Annotated in this window: 19 protein-coding genes; 9 read left to right on the top strand and 10 right to left on the bottom strand. The window is 61.2% G+C overall.

Annotated elements, in window-relative coordinates:
* Position 1 precedes the first annotated feature (1 nt).
* The 3 genes from FDY93_RS02820 (at position 2) to rsd (ending at position 1,727) form a co-directional block, all read left to right on the top strand.
* Positions 2-400, top strand: a complete 399-nt coding sequence (locus FDY93_RS02820; RefSeq protein WP_138234233.1) for a CidA/LrgA family protein — start codon at positions 2-4, stop codon at positions 398-400.
* Positions 393-1,145 (top strand): LrgB family protein, encoded by a 753-nt coding sequence (locus FDY93_RS02815; protein ID WP_246068434.1) that lies wholly within the window; start codon positions 393-395, stop codon positions 1,143-1,145. Before FDY93_RS02820 ends, FDY93_RS02815 begins: the two co-directional genes overlap by 8 nt.
* 114 nt (positions 1,146-1,259) lie before the next feature.
* A complete protein-coding gene (gene rsd / locus FDY93_RS02810) occupies positions 1,260-1,727 on the top strand; it encodes a sigma D regulator (RefSeq protein ID WP_138234231.1) in 468 nt (155 codons plus the stop codon).
* A 77-nt stretch (positions 1,728-1,804) separates the two neighbouring features.
* Here the strand turns inward: rsd and bamJ are convergent, their stop codons facing one another.
* Positions 1,805-2,605: a BamJ family beta-barrel-assembly machinery protein gene (gene bamJ / locus FDY93_RS02805; RefSeq protein ID WP_138234230.1), complete on the bottom strand. Its 801-nt coding sequence runs from the start codon at positions 2,603-2,605 to the stop codon at positions 1,805-1,807.
* A 467-nt stretch (positions 2,606-3,072) separates the two neighbouring features.
* On the opposite strand from bamJ, the gene FDY93_RS02800 reads away from it, so the two are divergent.
* On the top strand, positions 3,073-4,059 hold the full coding sequence (locus FDY93_RS02800) for a histidine kinase (protein ID WP_138234229.1): 987 nt from the start codon (positions 3,073-3,075) through the stop codon (positions 4,057-4,059).
* 19 nt (positions 4,060-4,078) lie between these two features.
* Here FDY93_RS02800 and FDY93_RS02795 read toward each other — a convergent pair whose 3' ends face one another.
* Positions 4,079-4,645 (bottom strand): TIGR02444 family protein, encoded by a 567-nt coding sequence (locus FDY93_RS02795; protein ID WP_240914019.1) that lies wholly within the window; start codon positions 4,643-4,645, stop codon positions 4,079-4,081.
* Positions 4,646-4,712: 67 nt separating this feature from the next.
* Here FDY93_RS02795 and FDY93_RS02790 point away from each other — a divergent pair, with 67 nt between their 5' ends.
* Positions 4,713-6,623 (top strand): ABC-F family ATP-binding cassette domain-containing protein, encoded by a 1,911-nt coding sequence (locus FDY93_RS02790; RefSeq protein ID WP_138234228.1) that lies wholly within the window; start codon positions 4,713-4,715, stop codon positions 6,621-6,623.
* A 52-nt stretch (positions 6,624-6,675) separates the two neighbouring features.
* Here the strand turns inward: FDY93_RS02790 and FDY93_RS02785 are convergent, their stop codons facing one another.
* The gene (locus tag FDY93_RS02785) at positions 6,676-7,503 is read right to left on the bottom strand and encodes an outer membrane beta-barrel protein (RefSeq protein WP_138234227.1); all 828 of its coding nucleotides are present in this window, start codon (positions 7,501-7,503) and stop codon (positions 6,676-6,678) included.
* Between the two features lie 213 nt (positions 7,504-7,716).
* Here FDY93_RS02785 and FDY93_RS02780 point away from each other — a divergent pair, with 213 nt between their 5' ends.
* Positions 7,717-9,141, top strand: coding sequence for a DUF1254 domain-containing protein (locus FDY93_RS02780; RefSeq protein ID WP_220446082.1), 1,425 nt, complete (start codon positions 7,717-7,719; stop codon positions 9,139-9,141).
* A 50-nt stretch (positions 9,142-9,191) separates the two neighbouring features.
* On the opposite strand, the gene trmB is transcribed toward FDY93_RS02780, so the two are convergent.
* The 6 genes from trmB to ftsY form a co-directional block, all read right to left on the bottom strand.
* Positions 9,192-9,929 carry a tRNA (guanosine(46)-N7)-methyltransferase TrmB gene (gene trmB / locus FDY93_RS02775; protein ID WP_138234226.1) on the bottom strand — a complete coding sequence of 246 codons (738 nt, stop codon included), beginning with the start codon at positions 9,927-9,929 and terminating at the stop codon, positions 9,192-9,194.
* Between the two features lie 220 nt (positions 9,930-10,149).
* On the bottom strand, positions 10,150-10,527 hold the full coding sequence (locus FDY93_RS02770; RefSeq protein WP_138234225.1) for a DUF423 domain-containing protein: 378 nt from the start codon (positions 10,525-10,527) through the stop codon (positions 10,150-10,152).
* A 299-nt stretch (positions 10,528-10,826) separates the two neighbouring features.
* Positions 10,827-11,681, bottom strand: a complete 855-nt coding sequence (rpoH, locus tag FDY93_RS02765) for an RNA polymerase sigma factor RpoH (RefSeq protein WP_138234224.1) — start codon at positions 11,679-11,681, stop codon at positions 10,827-10,829.
* A gap of 387 nt (positions 11,682-12,068) precedes the next feature.
* Positions 12,069-13,079, bottom strand: coding sequence for a permease-like cell division protein FtsX (gene ftsX, locus FDY93_RS02760; RefSeq protein WP_246068433.1), 1,011 nt, complete (start codon positions 13,077-13,079; stop codon positions 12,069-12,071).
* Positions 13,063-13,746 carry a cell division ATP-binding protein FtsE gene (gene ftsE, locus FDY93_RS02755; protein WP_138234223.1) on the bottom strand — a complete coding sequence of 228 codons (684 nt, stop codon included), beginning with the start codon at positions 13,744-13,746 and terminating at the stop codon, positions 13,063-13,065. The genes ftsX and ftsE overlap by 17 nt, the downstream gene beginning before the upstream one ends.
* 254 nt (positions 13,747-14,000) lie before the next feature.
* Positions 14,001-15,245 (bottom strand): signal recognition particle-docking protein FtsY, encoded by a 1,245-nt coding sequence (ftsY, locus tag FDY93_RS02750; protein ID WP_138234222.1) that lies wholly within the window; start codon positions 15,243-15,245, stop codon positions 14,001-14,003.
* Between the two features lie 146 nt (positions 15,246-15,391).
* Here ftsY and rsmD point away from each other — a divergent pair, with 146 nt between their 5' ends.
* From rsmD to ggt, 3 genes are all read left to right on the top strand, one after another.
* Positions 15,392-15,982 carry a 16S rRNA (guanine(966)-N(2))-methyltransferase RsmD gene (rsmD, locus tag FDY93_RS02745; protein ID WP_138234221.1) on the top strand — a complete coding sequence of 197 codons (591 nt, stop codon included), beginning with the start codon at positions 15,392-15,394 and terminating at the stop codon, positions 15,980-15,982.
* 86 nt (positions 15,983-16,068) lie between these two features.
* The gene (gene coaD / locus FDY93_RS02740; RefSeq protein WP_138234220.1) at positions 16,069-16,557 is read left to right on the top strand and encodes a pantetheine-phosphate adenylyltransferase; all 489 of its coding nucleotides are present in this window, start codon (positions 16,069-16,071) and stop codon (positions 16,555-16,557) included.
* 88 nt (positions 16,558-16,645) lie between these two features.
* Positions 16,646-18,382, top strand: coding sequence for a gamma-glutamyltransferase (ggt, locus tag FDY93_RS02735; protein WP_246068432.1), 1,737 nt, complete (start codon positions 16,646-16,648; stop codon positions 18,380-18,382).
* Here the strand turns inward: ggt and mutM are convergent, their stop codons facing one another.
* A complete protein-coding gene (gene mutM, locus FDY93_RS02730) occupies positions 18,383-19,198 on the bottom strand; it encodes a bifunctional DNA-formamidopyrimidine glycosylase/DNA-(apurinic or apyrimidinic site) lyase (protein WP_138234219.1) in 816 nt (271 codons plus the stop codon). It abuts the gene before it with no gap.
* Positions 19,199-19,204: the final 6 nt, after the last annotated feature.

Raw genomic sequence — 19,204 nt, 5'->3', positions numbered from 1 at the left:
CATGGCGCGGCTCAAGAAATTTCTGCACTGGCTGCTCGGCGCCGCGCTGCTGCTGGTCTTTGACCTGGCGGGGCGCAGTCTCGGTGCTGCGTTATCGCTGCCAGTGCCGGGCCCCGTGCTCGGTATGCTCCTGCTGATGCTGGCACTGATGCTGTATGGGCGTGTGCCAACAGGGCTCGCGACCGTCAGCGAACAGATACTGCGCCTGCTGGTGTTAATTTTTCTTCCCGCCTCGGTGGGTGTGTACTTTGTGCGCGACCTGTCCGGCGGTGACTGGCTCGCCCTCGTTGCCGCCATGGTGCTCGGCACGCTGATCAGCTTCGCGCTCACCGCGGCACTGCTGAATCGGTTGATCGCGCACCGCACAGCGCACGGCGCGGGAGATGGGCAGCATGACTGAAGCGGCAGGCGCGTGGCCACGCTGGCTGTCGCAACTGCAACAGGTGGCCGGCGCATTTGCCGATCCCCTTTCGGCATCTCACCCACTGGTAATACTGCCACTCAATATTGCCGCCTTCTGGCTCGGACTCAAATTTTACCGTCGCGTCGGTACTCCGCTGCTGCACCCGGTGGTGGGGGGCAGCCTGCTGGTGTTTGCGGGCTTGTGGCTGATGGATGTGGACTTTCCCGGTTACCAGCGGGGCAGCGGTCTGCTTTACCTGTTGCTGGGGCCGTCAGTGGTCGCGCTGGCGATTCCCCTGAAGCAGAACCTGGCCATGGTGCGCCGGGCAGGATGGCCCATGATGCTCGGGCTGTTGGTCGGCGCCATTGCAGCCCCTCTGGTCGCGGTGGTCATTGCCGCACTGCTCGGCGGCAGTCGCACGGTCATCATTGCACTCACCACCAAGTCCGTAACCACGCCAGTAGCGCTGGCGCTGGCTCAGGAGCTGCACGGCATCCAGAGCCTTGCCGCCGGCGTGGTGGCGTTTACCGGTATTGTGGGCGCGGTGTTTGGCCCTGGCCTGCTGCGATTGCTGGGTATCGCAGACGAACGTGTGATGGGACTGAGCCTCGGGATCAATGCCCACGCCATCGGCACCGTGCGCGCACTGGAGATCAGCGCCCTCTGCGCCGCGTTTTCCGCGCTGGCCATGGGTTTGTGCGGAGCATTGACCGCGCTGCTGCTACCGCTGTTTGTCGGCTGAGGGATCCGACGTTTTTTCATTGTGACGTTTTTCCCCGCGTTCTCCTTGCCGCCGGCGGCATAAGCTTCTACATTCCAGTAAGTGGTTGTAGAAGTCACAAAAGGAAACTTGGAGATGTTGGAAAACTGTAAAAACGCGCAGGAGCGCTGGGGCGGTGTCAGCCAGATTATTGACCGCTGGCTACACTCCCGGCAGGCACTGCTGGTGAGCTTTTGCCATCTGTCGGAGAAAAAGGAAATCGCCGATGGCAACCGGGAAGCGGAAGCCGGTGTGCGCACCCTGTGCCAGCAGCTGGTGGACTACGTATCCGCCGGCCACTTCGAAGTGTACGACCAGCTGATCCAGGAAGGTCAGGCATTCGGCGACAGCGAGGGCCTGCAGCAGGCGAAAGCGCTGTACCGGGAAATCGACGCCACCACCGACGTGGCCGTGGACTTCAACGACAAGTATCAGGAGACCGACGATCTCGGGTCCCTCGCGCAGGATCTCTCCGAGCTGGGCGTTGCTCTGGAAACCCGCTTCGCGGCGGAAGATCGCATGATCGACACACTGCACACCGCACACAAAAATCAACTGGCCTGAGTGATTTCTCTGGCACATAAAAAAGGGGCCGCGGCCCCTTTTTTATTGCTTGCGCATAACGCTTCGCGGCACTGACCTTAGTGGTTGTGGCCGTCGTCTGCCTTGCCTTCTTCCGGCGCGTTCTGCTCCGCGGCACCTTCATCATTGCTGACGTCCGCTTTGTGCAGCTCCACTTCAAAAATCAGGGTGGAGTTGGGGCCAATCAGGCCGCCCGCACCGCCCGGGCCGTAGGCCAGGTCAGAGGGAATGTAGAGTTCCCACTTGGCGCCTTCCTTCATCAGCTGCAGCGCTTCGGTCCAGCCCTTGATCACGCCGTTTACCGGGAACTGCACCGGTTTGCCGTTTTTGTGGGAGCTGTCGAACTCGGTGCCGTCGATCAGGGTGCCTCTATAGTCGACTTCCACCACACTGGTTTCGCTGGGGCTCGGGCCACTACCCTCGGTGATCACCTTGTACTGAAGGCCGGAGTCGGTAGTTTTTACGCCTTCTTTCTTGGCGTTTTCTTCCAGGAATTTCTTGCCGTCTTCCAGGTTCTTGTCAGCGGCGGCCTTGAATTCAGCCTCCTGCTTAGCCATCAGCTCTTTCTGCTTGGCCTGCATGTTTTCCTGGAATACCTGGATCACCTGCTGCTTGTCTTCTTCGCTCAGGCGGGACTCGCGGCCGCTGGCCACATCTTCCAGCGCCATGGCGACAATTTTCGGGTCCAGCGCGACATCCTGGGATTTCAGGCGGTTGGCCATATCTTCGGCGATGATATAGCTGACCTTCTGCTCCTGGGATTCGAGCTTGATATCCGCGCTGCTCGCGGATTCCTGTTTGTTACAGCCGACAAGTGCAATACCCAGCGCAACCGCAGCAGCCAAAGAAGTTTTATTCATGAGAAAGTTCTCTTTATTTCCGTGAAGCAAATTTTATATCGAGCAGGGCTACAGATCCGTCCACCCTTCTCTGCTGTTGTACACCCAGACCACTGTGCGCATTGTGCGGCAGGTCACAGTTACGTCGAGTCCGGCCAGCGACAGGCAAGTCTACCCCATGCAGGTTGAGGCTGCACACTGCCGGGTAAGACGCCAATTCGCGCCGGATGTTTCATTTCCGCGTAATTTATTTTGCACCGCGCGCAAGCACGCCGGAGCGCACACGCAGCAGAAGGGTGCGGGTCGGTAAAAAGTGCGCAAAATCGGCAGGGTATCAGGGATGCACTTCCCAAATAACAGCGCTATTATCAGCGTTCAACCCTGATTTTTTCCTCCGGAAGATAGGCGGTGCTGCGCTGCCGGAAGTGAGCCCAGGGTTCCGACCAAACAGATTCCGACAACCCGATTCAACCGCAGGATTTCGACTCATGGCCGCCAAACGCAAAGCCGCTGTATCCATTGCCGATCTGGAAAAACAGATTGCCTCGATCATCACCCAACTCGACAAGGCGCGGACCAAGGAAGCGGCCGATGCCGAGAAGGCTCTGAAAAAAGCCACCAAGGATGCCGCCAGTGCGCAAGCGCAGGTGAAGAAAGCCAAGGATAAACTGGCTGCCACCCGCGCCGCCGCCAGCAAGGCCAAAACCGCCGCGGCAAAGGCCTCCGCAAAGAAAAAAGTCGATACCGCCAAGGCCAACCTCGCCAAACTGGATAAGTCCGCCAAGGACGCAGCCAAGCTGGCATCTGACGCCGCTGCCGCAGCGTCCGCCGCCAAACTGGCGGTGAAAACCGCCGAAACCATTCGCAAGGCGGGTGAAGCCGCGGGTAAAAAAGCCATGGGCGCGAACAAGCCCAAGAAGAAAGCGGCCGGCAAAAAAGCCTCTGCCAAGAAGGCGGCGGTAACGAAAACCGCTACTGCCAAGAAAGCCGGCGCGGCAAAAGCGAAAAAAGAGGCAACGCCAAAGAAAGCCGCTGCGAAAAAGACAGCTGCGAAGAAAGCGACTGCCAAGAAAGTCGCGGCAAAGAAAGCCCCCGCAGCGGAAGTAAAGTCGACGGCGAAAACCGCGGAAGACAAGCCGGCGAAAAAAACGAGCGCAAAGAAAACCGTGGCCAAACAGGCCACTCCGAAGAAGGCGGCCAGCCCAAAGGCAACCGCCAAATCCGCAACGGACAAGCCCGCCAAAACCAATGGCAGCAAACCCGCGGTGAAAACTCAGGAATCAGCGCCGGCGATCAGCACCCCCGAGCCGGTTATGGGCAAGCCTTCAGATCCGAAGCCGCTGATGCCGGAATCCAGTGCCATCGCGATCAACCCGGTAACCCCGAGCATCACGCCCAGCACCCCGGCCAACAGCCTGTTTGCCACCGAGGAAAATCCGCACTACGGGCCGGAAGAACACAAACACAAGTATTGAGTTTGACCTCGAGGCCCACTCAACCGCTGTCGGCTGCACCGCCGGAACCGGTGATGGCATCCACAGAGGGGGCTTCGCCAGTCGCTCCGGCACCGCTTATCGCAGCGGTACTATAAGCATCGATCAGGCCCGCCCAGCGGGCCTGATCTTTTTGCAGCAGGCCGTATTGCTGTCCCGCCAGCTCCAGTGGTGAACGGGTTTCCGGCCAGGACTCGCGGTGCAGCTTCCACAGCGCGGCCAGTTGCCGCTGTTCCATGCGCAGTTCACAGCGCTTGCACCACTCGTACAACCCGCCCCCTTTGTTGACCCGCGCAAGCCAGCGGCGCAGATTGCGCACACTGTTGATCATGCGCCGGCGCGGCGCCAGACCGCGGTCCGCCACCCGCCAGCTCTCGTCGCTCAACTGCCGCCCGCAGGCGCTGGTGTAACTGGCCCACAGCAACAGGCACACGTCTGCGCCGCGCACGTCCTGGCATTCCAGCAGGAATTCGGCCACTTGCGGCTGGCGGTAGAACTCAAGGCTGAAATCCCACAACGGATTCTGCAGCGGGGAGAGCGGCGGAGATGGAGGTGCGGTTTCTGTCACGATAGAATTCCGGCGTTTTGTTTTCGGATAGCCTAGTCAAAATCCGACGAATTCAAAGAGGTTTCCATTGATCAATCTGCAAGGCGTATCGCTGCAGGTAGGCGGACGCGACCTGCTGCGCGATGCCAGCTGCCGCATTTTCCCCGGCCACAAGGTCGGCGTCATCGGCGCCAACGGCTGCGGCAAGTCCACCCTGTTCAAAATGCTGCTCAAGCAGCAGGAGAGTGACGCCGGCTCGGTAGAGGTGCCCTCCGGCTGGGAAGTGGCGCACATGGCTCAGGAAGTCTCCGCCAGTGAGCGCAGCGCCCTGGACTACGCCCTCGACGGCGACCACCGCCTGCGCCAACTGCAACAGGCGCTTGAAGCGGCGGAAGCCGACGGCAGCGATGGCCGGCTGATCGGCGAGCTGCACGAGCGCATGGCGGCCATAGACGGCTATTCCGGCCCGGCGCGCGCTGCGCAACTGCTGGACGGCCTCGGTTTTTCCCACGCGGACCAGCAGCGCCCGGTAAAAAGCTTTTCCGGTGGCTGGCGCATCCGCCTGAACCTGGCGCGCGCACTCATGTGCCCCGCGGACCTGCTGTTGCTGGACGAACCCACCAACCACCTGGATCTGGACGCAACCCTGTGGCTGGAGCAGTGGCTGCAACGCTTCCCTGGCACTCTGTTGATCATTTCCCACGACCGCGATTTTCTCGACGCGGTGGTGGACAGCATCGTCAGTTTCGAACAGCAGTCGTTGGTGCTATACAGCGGCAACTACACCGCGTTTGAACGCACCCGCGCCGAGCGCCTCGCGCAGCAGCAGGTACAGTACGAGAAGCAACAGGCCGAACGCGCGCACATGGAAGACTTCGTGCGGCGCTTCCGCGCCAAGGCGTCCAAAGCTAAGCAGGCCCAGAGCCGCCTGAAGGCGTTGGACCGCATGGCGGAAATCGCCCCGGCCCACGTGGACTCGCCATTCCGTTTCCGCCTGCCGTGTTCGGACAAGGTGTCCAACCCGCTGGTGGATCTGCGCGAAGCGGCGATCGGCTACCCCGGCAAAACCATTTTGCCGCGGGTGGAGCTGGGCATTCAGCCCGGCCGCCGTATCGGGCTGCTGGGGCCAAATGGCGCCGGTAAATCGTCGCTGATCAAAACCATCGCCGGCGAGTTGCCGCTGCTCGGCGGAGAGCGCCAGTGCGGCGAGCACCTGAAGATCGGCTATTTCGCCCAGCACCAATTGGAGGCGCTGGATGCCAAAGCCTCGCCGCTGCTGCACGTACAGCGGCTTTCACCGGATGCCAGCGAGCAGCAGCTGCGGGATTTCCTCGGTGGCTACGGTTTTATCGGCGACCGCGTGTTCGAGCCGGTGGGCGGCTTCTCCGGTGGAGAAAAGGCGCGGGTGGCACTGGCGCTGCTGGCGTGGCAGAAACCCAACCTGCTGCTGTTGGACGAACCCACCAACCATTTGGACCTTGAGATGCGCCACGCGCTGACCATGGCGCTGGCGGAATTCCCCGGCGCCATGCTGCTGGTCTCCCACGATCGCCATCTGCTGGCCAACACCACCGACGAATTCATTCTGGTGGCGGAGGGCCGCGCCGAGCCCTACGACGGCGACCTTGACGATTACAAGCAGTGGCTGCTCAGTTTTAAGCGCGAGGAAAAACGCCAGGGCACCGAGATCCAAAGTGCAATGGACAACAAACCCGCGGAAGACAAAAAGGCCCAGCGCCGCGCTGCCGCCGCACTGCGGGAACAGCTGAAACCGCTCACCAACAAGATAAAGACCATTGAACAGAAAATGGCAAAGGCGGAAAAAGAGGTTCAGGACATCGAGCGGAAGCTTGCCGACGAGAACCTCTACAGCGGCGGCCAGCAAGACGAAATCGCGCGCCTGACCCAGGCCCAGGGGCAGGCGCGGGAGACGCTGGAAGCGCTGGAAATGGAGTGGCTGGAAATTTCTGAGCAGCTGGAGGCGGCGCGGGACGCGTAACCCAAGCTACCGCAAACCACTGTGTCGGGCGGCAATGTCGCCCGACACAGGTTTACTTGGAGAAGTCCCCGGGGGTGTAGGGCTCGCGCGGGCAGCCGTCTTCATTCACCGCCATCCCCATGGGGGTCGCCGGGCACTGATCCATATAGTCCGGGACACCGTCGCCGTCGCTGTCGAGCGGGCAGCCGCGGGCGTCCACGTCGATGCCGACAGGAGTTTGCGGACACTGGTCGACGTTGCTGTAGACACCATCGCCGTCCCAATCCCTCGGCGTCACTTCGTCTGTCCACTGGTAACCGATGGCGAGGCTCACGAAGCCATCCAGGCCGCCCTCTTCAACCCCCTGAAATCCGCGCGCGTCGCCGCGCAGCTGCCAGCGTGGGCCGAGGCGATATTTGATGCCGGCGCCAAAGTTGACCATGGTCTGGCGGGCGTGCCAGTTGTCCGGATAGCCGAAGGAATCTTCATTGATCCTGATTTCACCGGCACCTACCACCACATAGGGTTGCCAGTCGTAGTTGCCGCAGAATTGCCCGGCGAACTGGTACATCAGGTCGAGGTGGTAGTTCTGTACGCTCACATCTTCGCGAGTGTCTTCCACATTGACGCTGAAATAGTCGTAAACCCCTTCCACGGCCCAGCGATCAGTGACGTTATAGCCGAAACCGAAACCACCGCCGGCGCTGTCTTCCAGCTCGTAGCCGATATAGGGCGTCCCCGAGAGGCGGTCTTCATCGAACCAGTACTGGCCGCCATTGAGGTACAAGGTGAGTGTGCCCTCCTGATCCGCGGTGGCCACCTGGGCACTACCAACCAGCAAGGCCGCGGTCAGTGCCGCATATGTGGCAGCTGTATTACGATTACGGTCATTTTTATACATTGTGGTTCCAGGCTTCCCTTTCCTGTTTCCCGGCTCTATCCCTGAACAATGAAGATAGCAGAGGTTGTCTTATTTCCAGGATTGTCATCCAAATGAAGCGAGTGATTTCGCGCGACAGGTGGTATTTGGCGACTATGCTTTTTCCAAGAAGATGTTTCCTGGGCTGGCAGGGACATCGTTTCCGGTAAGTCCTAAACACCCCGCGAGGTACGTGTGAACACTCTACGTCACTGGCGAACTGCCATGCTTTCTACCGCTCTATGCGCCATAGGTCTTGCGCCGCTTGTGCAATCGCAAACGGAACACAGTCTCACCCCGGAAGAAGCCAAAGCCATTGCCATCGATGCCTACATCTACGGATACCCCTTGGTCACCATGGAGATGACACGGCGGGTGACGACGAATGTCGCCAAGCCCTCTGGGGCCCACGCTCCCGTGGGCCAGTTTGCACGCTTGCGGGAATACCCGACCGCGGCGTTTCACGATGTCACTGCACCCAATGCGGACACGCTATATACCGTTGCCTGGCTGGATGTGGGCAAGGAGCCCTGGATCGTCTCCCTGCCCGACATGCACGACCGATACTACTTATTCCCGATGCTGGACGGCTGGACCACCGTCTTCCAGGTACCCGGCAAGCGCACCACCGGCACAGGCGCCCAACAATACGCCATCACCGGGCCCGGATGGGAGGGACAGCTACCGGCGGGCGTCAAAGAGTACAAATCCCCCACATCGATGGTGTGGGTGCTCGGCCGTATTTATTCCAGCGGCACCCAAAAGGACTACGCGGAGGTCCACAAACTACAGAATGAAATTTCCGCAATACCGCTGAGCGCATATGGAAAAAATTACACGCCTCCCGCGGGCAAAGTCGATCCTTCAGTGGATATGAAAACGCCGGTGCGCGATCAGGTAAACAGCTTGACGACAGAGGCTTATTTCAAACTGCTGGCACGGCTGATGAAGGACAATCCTCCGACAGCGGCGGATGCCCCGGCACTGAAAAAATTTGCGCGCCTCGGAATTGAACCGGGAAAACCTTTCGAGTTTTCCAGGCTGAGCAAAGCGGTACAGGATGCGATCCGCGATGTTCCGGAAATATCCTTTGAGAAAATCATGGCGCACTCAAAAGTATCGGGCAAACACATCAATGGCTGGTTGTTTACCACCGATACCGGCGTCTACGGGACAGATTATCTACAGCGAGCATTTATTACCGCCATCGGGCTCGGCGCCAACCGCCCGCAAGACGCGGTGTATCCGACGCTGGATGTCGACGCATCCGGCCAACCACTGGACGGAAAAAATCGCTACACCCTTACCTTTCCCAAAGGCAAGTTACCTCCGGTCAACGGGTTCTGGTCGCTGACCATGTACAACGACAAGTTTTTCTTTGTCGAAAACCCTCTGAATCGATACACACTCAGCCAGCGCAATTCCCTTAAAACCAATCCTGATGGCTCGGTGACGCTCTACATTCAGGCGGACGACCCAGGTGGCGATAAAACGGCCAACTGGCTTCCGGCACCCGCGGGGAAATTCAACCTGATGCTGCGGCTTTATTGGCCGAGTGAAAAATCTCCATCCATTCTGGACGGTTCCTGGAGCCCGCCTCCGGTGGTAAAGGTGCCGTAGCCACAAGTGCGGCAAACTCCCGCCAGCCAAGCTGTCGGGAGTTTTTTGATTTAGCGCCGGCGGTACAACAGGTCCCATACTCCGTGACCGAGGCGCTCGCCGCGGCGTTCGAATTTGGTTTGGGGGCGAAATTCGGGGCGGGGCGCATAATTACCTTTGCCCGCGGTGTTTTCCAACATGCTTTCCGCTTCGAGTACTTCGAGCATCTGTTCGGCGTAGTTTTCCCAGTCGGTGGCCATGTGCATGAGGCCGCCGGGCTTCAGTTTGTTGCACAGGAGTTTCACAAACTCGGGCTGCACGATGCGGCGCTTCTGGTGCTTTTTCTTGTGCCATGGGTCGGGGAAATACAGCTGGAAGCGGTCGAGGCTGGCGTCGGCAATGCAGTCATTCAGCACGTCGACGGCGTCGGCCATGTACACCCGCAGGTTTTTTAGTTCTTCTTTGCCAGCATTGTTGATCAGGCGGCCGACGCCCGGCGGGTGCACTTCGATGCCGATAAAGTCTTTGTCCTGTTCGGCGGTCGCCATTTCCAGCAGGGAGTCGCCCATGCCGAAACCGATCTCCAGCACCACCGGCGCTTCGCGTCCGAACACTTCTTTGGGGTCGATGCTGCCGTTGAACAGCGACAGTCCATAGCTGCCCCAGTAGTTGTCGAACGCGCGACGTTGGCCTTCGGTCATGCGGCCGGCGCGGATCACGTAGCTGCGGATGGATTTCTTTTTGAATTCGGTGCGGTAAGGGAAGTCTTCTTCCTCGCCCGTTTGTTCGTTGATGGGTTCTTCTTGCATCGCTGTGTGGTTACCTCGTTGCTTCGGAGCACTGTTCATTGGGTTGGGTGCTTCGTAGCTGGTGCTGGGGCGGCCAAGCACCGGGTATGGGTTTTCGGAACCGCTGTGAACCCATCCCTGGGCGCTGCGGCGCAAACATCCTGTTTGCGACGCTTCCGAAAACCCATCCCCGGCACTTGGCCTTCAATTTGGTTTTTTTTACTTCGTTGCTTATTGGCGCTTACTTTGTGTAGCCGAGTGCGGCGATAAATAGGGCAATCCAGCCGCCGATCATCAGGGTGCCCCCCAGTGGGGTGATCGGGCCCAACCAACGCGGGCCACCAAATGTCAGCCCATAGAGGCTCCCCGAGAAAAACAGTATGCCGACAGCGAACAGTGCGCCGCTGACAATCAAGGAGGTTTTTGCACCGATCTGGTTGATCAGCAGCACAATACCGATCAGCGCCAGTGCGTGGATCATCTGGTAGTGCACTCCGGTTTTATAGGCTTCCAGCAGGTTTTCCGCGACTTTGTCGCGCAGACCGTGTGCGCCGAAAGCACCGAGGATTACACCCGTGCCGCCAAAAAATGCAGCCAACAGTAAATACAATTTAGCCATTAAAAATGTCCTTTCTCAGATGGCTCACGAAGTACAGAAATTGGAAGAGAAGGGGCGGTGCCGGGTATGGGTTTTCGGAAGCGTCGCAAACAGGGCCGCAGGCGCCGCGTTGAAGCGGCCGGACACTTTGCGCCGCAGCGCCCAGGGATGGGTTCACAGCGGTCCTGAAAACCCGCCCCCAGTGCTCACCCGCCACCGAGCCGGCTTCAGAGCACCCCACCAAAAATCACCATACCTCCAGATAAGAAAAAACCGCGCATAGAGCGCGGTTCTAGAATCCGGCTGAATCAGGAAACGAATCAGGCCTCCATCGCCACCCGGACTTTCTTCATGGCGTTCTTTTCCAGCTGGCGGATACGCTCGGCGGAAACACCGTATTTGTCGGCCAGCTCGTGCAGGGTGGCTTTGTTGTCGGTCAGCCAGCGGGCCTCGATGATATCGCGGCTGCGGTCGTCCAACTGCTCCATCGCCATCGCCAGATTGTTCACACTGGTTTCTTCCCAGTTGTCCTGCTCCAGCATCGCCGCCGGGTCGTAACGGCGGTCTTCCAGGTAATGGGCCGGCGCCTGCCATGCGGAATCGTCATCGTCGTCCACGCCGGCGTCGAACGCCGCATCGTGGGCCGCCAAGCGCCCTTCCATATCGTGCACGTGCGCCACGTCCACATTCAGCTCTTCCGCCACCCGCTTGGCTTCCTCATTCGTCAGCCACGCCAGCGACTTCTTGTGGCCGCGCAGGTTGAAGAACAGCTTGCGCTGCGCCTTGGTGGTCGCAATCTTCACAATGCGCCAGTTGCGCAGGATGAACTCGTGAATCTCCGCCTTGATCCAGTGCACCGCAAAGGACACCAGACGAACCCCCTTCTCGGGGTTGAAACGCTTCACCGCCTTCATCAGGCCAACGTTGCCCTCCTGAATCAAGTCGCCCTGGTTCAGGCCGTAACCGGAGTAGGACTTGGCAATGTGCACCACAAAGCGCAGGTGAGACATGACCAGCTGGCGGGCAGCTTCCAGGTCATTGTTGTAGTAGAGATCTTCCGCGAGCTTCTTTTCTTCCTCGGCGGACAGTACTTCAAAGCCGCTGACTGTCTGGATGTAGGCGTTCAGATTACCGCCTGGCGACAGGGTATGGATCGGCTGCAGACTGGTTCCCATTCAGGATTCTCCTCGTATCGCTCAGTTGCCCCGCTTGGCACTTGCTGCCCGGACTATTTTCATACCGGGACCAGTATTTTGCGGCGGCTTGCTCCCCCGGCCCTTGGCTGATTTAGCCTCAAAGCGGCACCGGACGTGCAAAGTTGGCCACAGTTTAGCACCCACAGACGGAAATGGAACCCCGTTTGCGGCGGCCCGGCAAACCGCGCCAGGCCTTGATTTTCGGTGGGTTAGAGGGTTATCCACAGGGGGAGTTCCGCGCGGAAAAGGGGACTTTACGAATCTTGACCGACCCTTGGGTCATACCGGCGCATGCCGGTATCCAGTGCAAGCTCGGAGCCCCGTAGAATCTAGATCCCGGCTCAATGCCGGGATGACGGGGATGTTTTAGCGCGGCTGGATCGCGGAAATATGCCGCGCCACCGCCAGCCAGGCCCCGGTCAGCCCCAGCAGCGCTGCACCGCCAGCCAGCCCGAGCAGGTAAGTGACTCCCGGGCCATCAAGCTCAAAGCCGCTGCCGTAGGAACCCGCCAGCCCACTCACCGGCCCCGCCAGCAGCCAGACGCCGACGCTCACCAGCAGCCAGGCGATCAGCCCGCCCACCAGGCCGTACACCAGTCCGGTATACAGAAAAGGCCGGCGCACAAACGCATCGGTGCCGCCCACCAGCTTCACCACCAGAATCTCCTCGCGTCGGTTCTCGATGTGCAGGCGGATACTGTTGACCACCACCAGCAGCACCCCCAGCGCCAGCAGGAACGCCAGCCCCAGGCTCATGCGCCGCCCGAGTTCTGTCAGCTGCGCCAGCCGCTGCACCCAAGCCATATCCAGCACCACCGAATCCGTCAGCGCACTCTCCCGCAACCGCTCCGCCAGCGCCTCCAGGGCCGCGCTGTCTGAACCGGATGGCCGCACCAGCAGCACGGCCGGCAGCGGATTGCTGTCCATCCCCACCAGCGCATCGCCGAGACCCGACGCCTGCTGGAACTCCGCCAGCGCCTGCTCCGGGGAAATGTAGGTCACCTCCGCCACCAGCGGGTCCGCGCGCAGCTTGTCGGTCCAGGCGGAAACCGCCTCCTGTTTGGCGCCCTTGTGCAGGAACACCGAAATCTGCGGCTGCCCGTCCCAGCCCGCCACCGCGCGCTGGAAGTTGGTGAGCCCCAGCTGCAGCGCCGCCGGCAGGGCGAGCGCGATGGCGATCACCAGCGCGGTCATACCGCTGGACATGGGCGAGGCAAAAAAGCGCACCCAGGACTCGTGCCACATCTCTCTGTGGTGGCCGAGCCAGCTGCGCAGGCGGTCGCCGCCGCTAGTGCGCGCGGTCACCGCGCCGGTGGAGCGCGGGCGCTCCGCTTGGGCCTGAGAGGCTCGTAAGGGAGAGTTAATACGCTGGTTCACGGCTCGGGTATCCGTCGTAAATCAGTTGCCCCTGCTGCAGGGTAAGGACGCGCTGCCTCATGCGCGCGATCAGTTCGAGATCGTGGCTCGCGATCAGCACCGTGGTGCCCACCGCATTGAAATCGCGGAACAGGCGCATGATCTCCTCCGACAGCTTCGGGTCCAGGTTACCGGTGGGCTCGTCCGCCACCAGTACCGCCGGCTTGTTCACCACCGCGCGCGCAATGCCGACACGCTGCTGCTCACCGCCGGAGAGCACGATGGGATTCTGGTTTTCCTTGTGCAGCAGCCCCACCTTGTCCAGCGCCGCGCGCACCCGCCGACCCACCTCGCGCTTGCTACAGCCGGAAACCGACAGCGGCAGGGCGACGTTGTCGAACACACTGCGGTCGAACAGCAACTGGTGGTTCTGGAACACGATGCCCAGATTGCGGCGGTAGTAGGGGATCTGGCTGTTGCGCAGCCGGTTGAGATTCTGCCCGCCGACAATGACATTGCCGCGGGTGGGACGCTCTATGGCGGTGAGAAGTTTCAACAGGGTACTTTTGCCGGCACCGGAGTGGCCGGTGAGGAACACCATCTCCGCGCGCTCGATCTCCAGGCTCACACGCCCCAGCGCGTCCTGCCCGGACTCGTAGCGTTTGTTGACGTTATCGAATTGGATCATGAGCGCGTTTTTGTTGTTCTTTGATTCTTCGGACTCTGATCGAAGTGATCAGCTCGACGCGAAGGCGCTGATACCGGGTTCGGCCTTGTGAGACCTTCCGCGAGAGGGGCCGGAGGCGCCGCGAATACATGCAGCGGCCGGGCCACCTCGCGGAAGAGCCCCCAGGGATGGGTTCACGGCGTGTCTCACAAGGCCGAACCCGGTAGCAGCGCCGCCACCCAACGTGTTCTGTGAAAATGTTCTGCTCGCTGCAATCAGCCTTGGGCCCGGTTAAACAGCGCGGCGACAAAATCTTTCGCCACAAACGGTTGCAGGTCTTCCGACTGCTCGCCAACGCCGATGAAGCGTACCGGAATCCCCAGCTTCTGCGCCAGCGCGAAAATCACCCCGCCCTTGGCGGTGCCATCCAGCTTGGTCAGCACCAGACCGGTGACACCGGTGGCACTCTTGAAGGTCTCGGCCTGGGAGATCGCGTTCTGGCCGGTGCCCGCGTCCAGTACCAGCAGTACCTCGTGGGGCGCAGACTCATCCAGCTTGCCCATCACCCGGCGCACCTTGGACAGCTCCTCCATCAGGTGCACCTTGTTGTGCAGGCGGCCGGCGGTATCCGCGATCACCACATCGACACCGCGGGACTTGGCGGACTGAATGGCATCGAAGATGACCGAAGCGCTATCCGCGCCGGTGTGCTGAGCCACCACCGGCACATTGTGGCGCTGCCCCCACACCTGCAGCTGCTCTACCGCCGCGGCGCGGAAGGTGTCGCCGGCGGCCAGCATCACCGACTTGCCCTCGTTCAGGTAGCGGTGGGCGAGCTTGCCGATGGTGGTGGTCTTGCCGACGCCGTTGACGCCCACCACCAGAATCACAAACGGCTGTTTGGCCATGTCTATGGCGAGCGGCGCCTCGACCTTGTCCAGCAGGCTCGCCAGTTCCTCTTGCAGCGCCTTGTACAGGGCTTCGCCATTGGATAGCTCGCGGCGGGATACGCGCTCGGTGAGGCGGTCGATGATCTCGGTGGTGGCGTCCACACCCACATCCGCCATCAGCAGCTGGGTTTCCAGCTCCTCCATCAGGTCTTCGTCGATTTCCTTCGCGCCCAGGAACAGGTTGCCCATACCCTCGGCGAACTGGCTGCTGGTACGGGACAGGCCGCGGCGGATGCGGGCAAAGAAGCCTTCCTTCTGCGGCTTTTCCTGGGTGACGGGCTGCGGCGGCGCGGTTTCTTCTTCCGCGACTGCGGGCGCCGGCGCTGCGGCCACTTCCGCCGCCGGGTCGAAGGCGGCTTCCGGCGCCTCTTCCACGGAGAGTTTTTCCTCCACTTCCGGCGCAGGCGCGGCCTCTGCGACCACCTCCGCTTCGGCGGGTGCCGCCTTCAGGTTGTCCGGAATCTCGAACGCCGGCTCTTCCACCAGCGGGTTGCTGGCTTCCACCTGGGTGGATTCGTTATCGCCGGATTCGCCCTCGGGCTTCTTCTTGCGCAGGAAATCAAAAATCATCGCGTGTGGATTCTTTGACAGGAAATCAATGACTGGCGGGTGCCGACTGGCGGCCGGCCGCGGAAAGGCGGTAATCTTAGCACCGCTGACCATTTAACACACAGTCATACCCCGCCCAATTTGCCTGCAGTCAAGATTCGAGCCCGATGCCCAGAAAGCCACCGCCCACAAAATCCCGCACCGCTGCCGGTGCCATATCGCAATTGCGCATCATCGGCGGGCGCTGGCGCGGTCGCAAAGTGGCGTTCGCGCCGATCGAAGGACTGCGCCCCACCGGCGATCGGTTGCGGGAGACGCTGTTCAACTGGCTGCAGTTCCATCTGCCCGGCGCCCGCTGCCTGGACCTGTTTGCCGGTTCCGGCGCTCTGGGGCTCGAGGCTCTGAGCCGGGGTGCGGCGGCGGTGGATTTTGTCGAGCTCGATAGGGGCGCGGCGCAGATGCTGCGCCAGCAGTTGGACCTGCTACAGGCAGAAGGGGCGCGGGTGCACAATTGCCCGGCGCAGGTCTTTCTGGAGCAGCCCGGAGAAGCCTGGGATGTGATTTTTGTCGATCCGCCGTTTGCCGGCGATCTGTGGGCCAACACCCTGCAGACTCTGGTCGCCGGTGATCGCATCCGGCCGGGCGCGTTCATTTATGTGGAATCCCCGCGCAGCACCCCCATCCCCACACCCGCGGACTGGCGGCTGGAGAAAGAAAAACACGCAGGACAGGTCTGTATGCGCCTGTTCCGCGCGTGATCGGCGCCCGTTCCGCGATTTTTTGAGGGATGCGGCTAAATTGTTTAAGATGCGCGTCCCCTCTGGCCGGCAAGGCGAAGTGACTTATGAAAAAAGTGGTTTATCCAGGTACTTTCGATCCCATCACCAACGGGCACATGGACCTGGTGGAGCGGGCCTGCCGCCTGTTCGATCACGTGGTGGTCGCCGTTGCCGCCAGCACCCGCAAGAACCCTCTGTTTACCCTTGAGGAGCGGGTGGAGCTGGCCCAGCAGGAACTGGCGCACCTCGACAATATCGAGGTGATCGGTTTCGACATTCTGCTCGCCGACCTGGTGCGGCAGCTGGATGCTTACGGCGTGGTGCGGGGCCTGCGCGCGGTGTCTGACTTCGAGTACGAATTCCAGCTCGCCAACATGAACCGCCAGCTGGCACCGCAGATGGAAAGTCTGTTCCTGACCCCGGCGGAACACCTCTCCTACATTTCCTCGTCGCTGGTGCGCGAGATCGCCTCCCTCGGCGGCGACGTCACCAAGTTTGTGCCTCCCGGTGTGCAAAAGGCCCTGCAGGAAAAGTTCAACCGCCAGGCGCCCTGATGGCGATATCCAGTATCAGACCTGAACCCCGCGGGATTCAGGTCTGATACACTCGGGCGATCCCGCGAGCGCAACACCGGATCGCCCTGTGAACAGAATTCTGCTTTCCTCCCTCTCCGCCTTACTATTCTCCGCCGCCGCCTACGCGTCACCGCCGCCTGAAGTACAGCCGGAGATCGCCACCGGGCGCACGGAAATCAAATCCGCAACGGCCAGCAAATATATGGCGGTCACCGCCAACCCGCACGCCTCCGCTGCCGCCGAGCAGATGCTAGCCAAGGGCGGCAGCGCGGTGGACGCGGCGATTGCCGCACAGCTGGTATTGGGATTGGTGGAGCCTCAGTCCTCCGGGATCGGCGGCGGCGCGTTCATGCTGAGCTACCGCGCCGATCAGAAAAAACTCTTCTCCTACGACGGTCGCGAAACGGCGCCGATGGCGGTGGATGAAAACTACTTTATCCGCGACGGTCAGCCGCGGGGTTTTCTCGACGCGGTGATCGGCGGCTACTCGGTGGGCGTGCCGGGCGTGATGCGCATGCTCGCGCTCGCGCATATGCGCGATGGCAAGCTGCCGTGGAAGGATCTGTTCCAGCCGGCCATTGCACTTGCCGAGCAGGGTTTTGAAATATCCCCGCGCCTGCACCAGTTGCTCGAACAGATGCCGAGGGTGGCGGTGCGCCCGGCGATCCGCGACTACTTTTTCGGTAAGGACGGCAAGCCGCTGCCGGTGGGCCACCGGCTGAAAAACCCGGAGTACGCCGCAACTCTGCAACTCCTGGCGGAAAAGGGTGTACAGCCGTTTTATGAGGGTGAAATCGCCGAAGCTATTGTGGATGCGGTGCGGAGCGACCCGCAAAACCCCGGGCTGATGACCCGCAAGGATTTGGCCAGCTACCGCGCCAGGGTGCGGGAGCCGGTGTGCGCGGACTTCCTCGTCTATGAAGTCTGTGGCGCAGCGGCGCCGTCTTCCGGCGGCACCACCGTCGGCGCGCTGCTGGGTATGTTGCAGCATTTTCCGTTGGAAACGGCCGATGTGGGCAGTGCCGAGCTCACGCACCTGTTTGTAGAAGCCTCCGAACTCGCTTTCGCGGATCGCAACGCCTACTCCGCCGACCCGGATTTCGTGGAAGTGCCGACGGCAGCGATGGTATCCGCGGACTATCTCGCTGCGCGCGCGAAGCTGATCGACCCGACGAAAGCCCAACCGGCGAGCGCCGGCGACCCGGCGGGCTTTGCCCGCAAGCGCCAGGTCGCCCAGTCCCCCGAGCTGCCAAACACCAGCCACCTGTCCATCGTCGACCAGTACGGCAACGGCGTGAGCATGACCACCAGTATCGAAACCGGCTTCGGGTCGCGCTTGCTGGTAAAGGGCTTCCTGCTCAACAACCAGCTTACGGACTTCTCCTTCGTGCCCACGAATGCGGACAAACGAAAAGTGGCCAACCGCATCGAACCCGGCAAGCGCCCGCGCTCGTCCATGTCGCCCACAATGGTGTTCAACCGGGACGGCAGCCTGCGACTGCTCGTGGGATCACCCGGCGGTTCGCGCATCATCGACTACACCGCGCGCACGATCCTGTATCACCTGGTCAAAGGAATGCCCATTGCCGAAGCCATCCACGCGGGCAACATCACCGCAATCGGTTACCAGGTGGAAGTGGAACCCGAAGCCCTTTCCGATACTGAACTGAAAAAGCTGGAGGAGATGGGCCACAAGGTCGTGCGCAAGGAACTGAACAGCGGCATTCACGCGATCGCGCTGATGCATGATCAACTCCACGGCGGTGCCGATACCCGTCGCGAGGGCAGCGCGGTCGGGCGTTAATCAGCGCTGGCAGCGCGGGCAGAAGAAGGTGTTGCGCTGGCCGATGATCTGTTCGCGGATGGTGCCGGGGCAGCGGGGGCAGGGCAGACCGGCGCGGCCGTAGGCATTTAATTGCTGAGCAAAGTAGCCCGGTTTCCCGTCGCCACCGACGAAGTCTTTTAGGGTGGTGCCGCCCTGTTCGATGGCCGCGGCGAGGACGGTTTTGATGGCTTCCACTAGCCGCTGGTAGCGCGGGCGGGAGATTTTGCCGGCGGGGGTCTGCGGGCGAATACCGGCCATAAACAGGGCTTCACTGGCGTAGATGTTGCCGACGCCGACGACGATGCGGCCGTCCATGATGAAGCTCTTTATCGGGGCTTTGCGGTTGCGGGAGGCGATGAACAGGTAGTCGCCGTGGAATTCTTCGCTCAGGGGCTCGGGACCGAGGTGGGCGATGAGTTCGTGACCGGTGATATCGTCGGTGGTCCACAGCAGGGCGCCGAAGCGGCGCGGGTCGTGGAAGCGCAGGCGCTGGCCGCTGTCGAGGAGCCAGTCGATATGGTCGTGTTTTTGCGGCGGCAGTTTACCGTCGACGATGCGCAGGCTGCCGGACATGCCCAGGTGCCAGATGGCGAGGCCTTTGTCGGTTTCCACCAGCAGGTATTTGGCGCGGCGATCCAGGCGCTGAATCCGGGCACCCTGAATCTTCTCGGCAAAGTCCGCATCCACCGGCCAGCGCAGGCTGTGCTGGCGGATCTCACACAGCTTTACCTTTCGGCCCTCAAGATGGGGAGCCAAGCCGCGTTTGGTGGTTTCTACTTCCGGTAGTTCGGGCATCGTTTG

It is taken from the genome of Microbulbifer harenosus, assembly GCF_005771435.1.
Classification (GTDB): Bacteria; Pseudomonadota; Gammaproteobacteria; order Pseudomonadales; family Cellvibrionaceae; genus Microbulbifer; species Microbulbifer harenosus.
The sequence above is the reverse complement of the archived record's forward strand: the minus strand, read 5'-3'. Positions and strand labels throughout refer to the sequence as shown.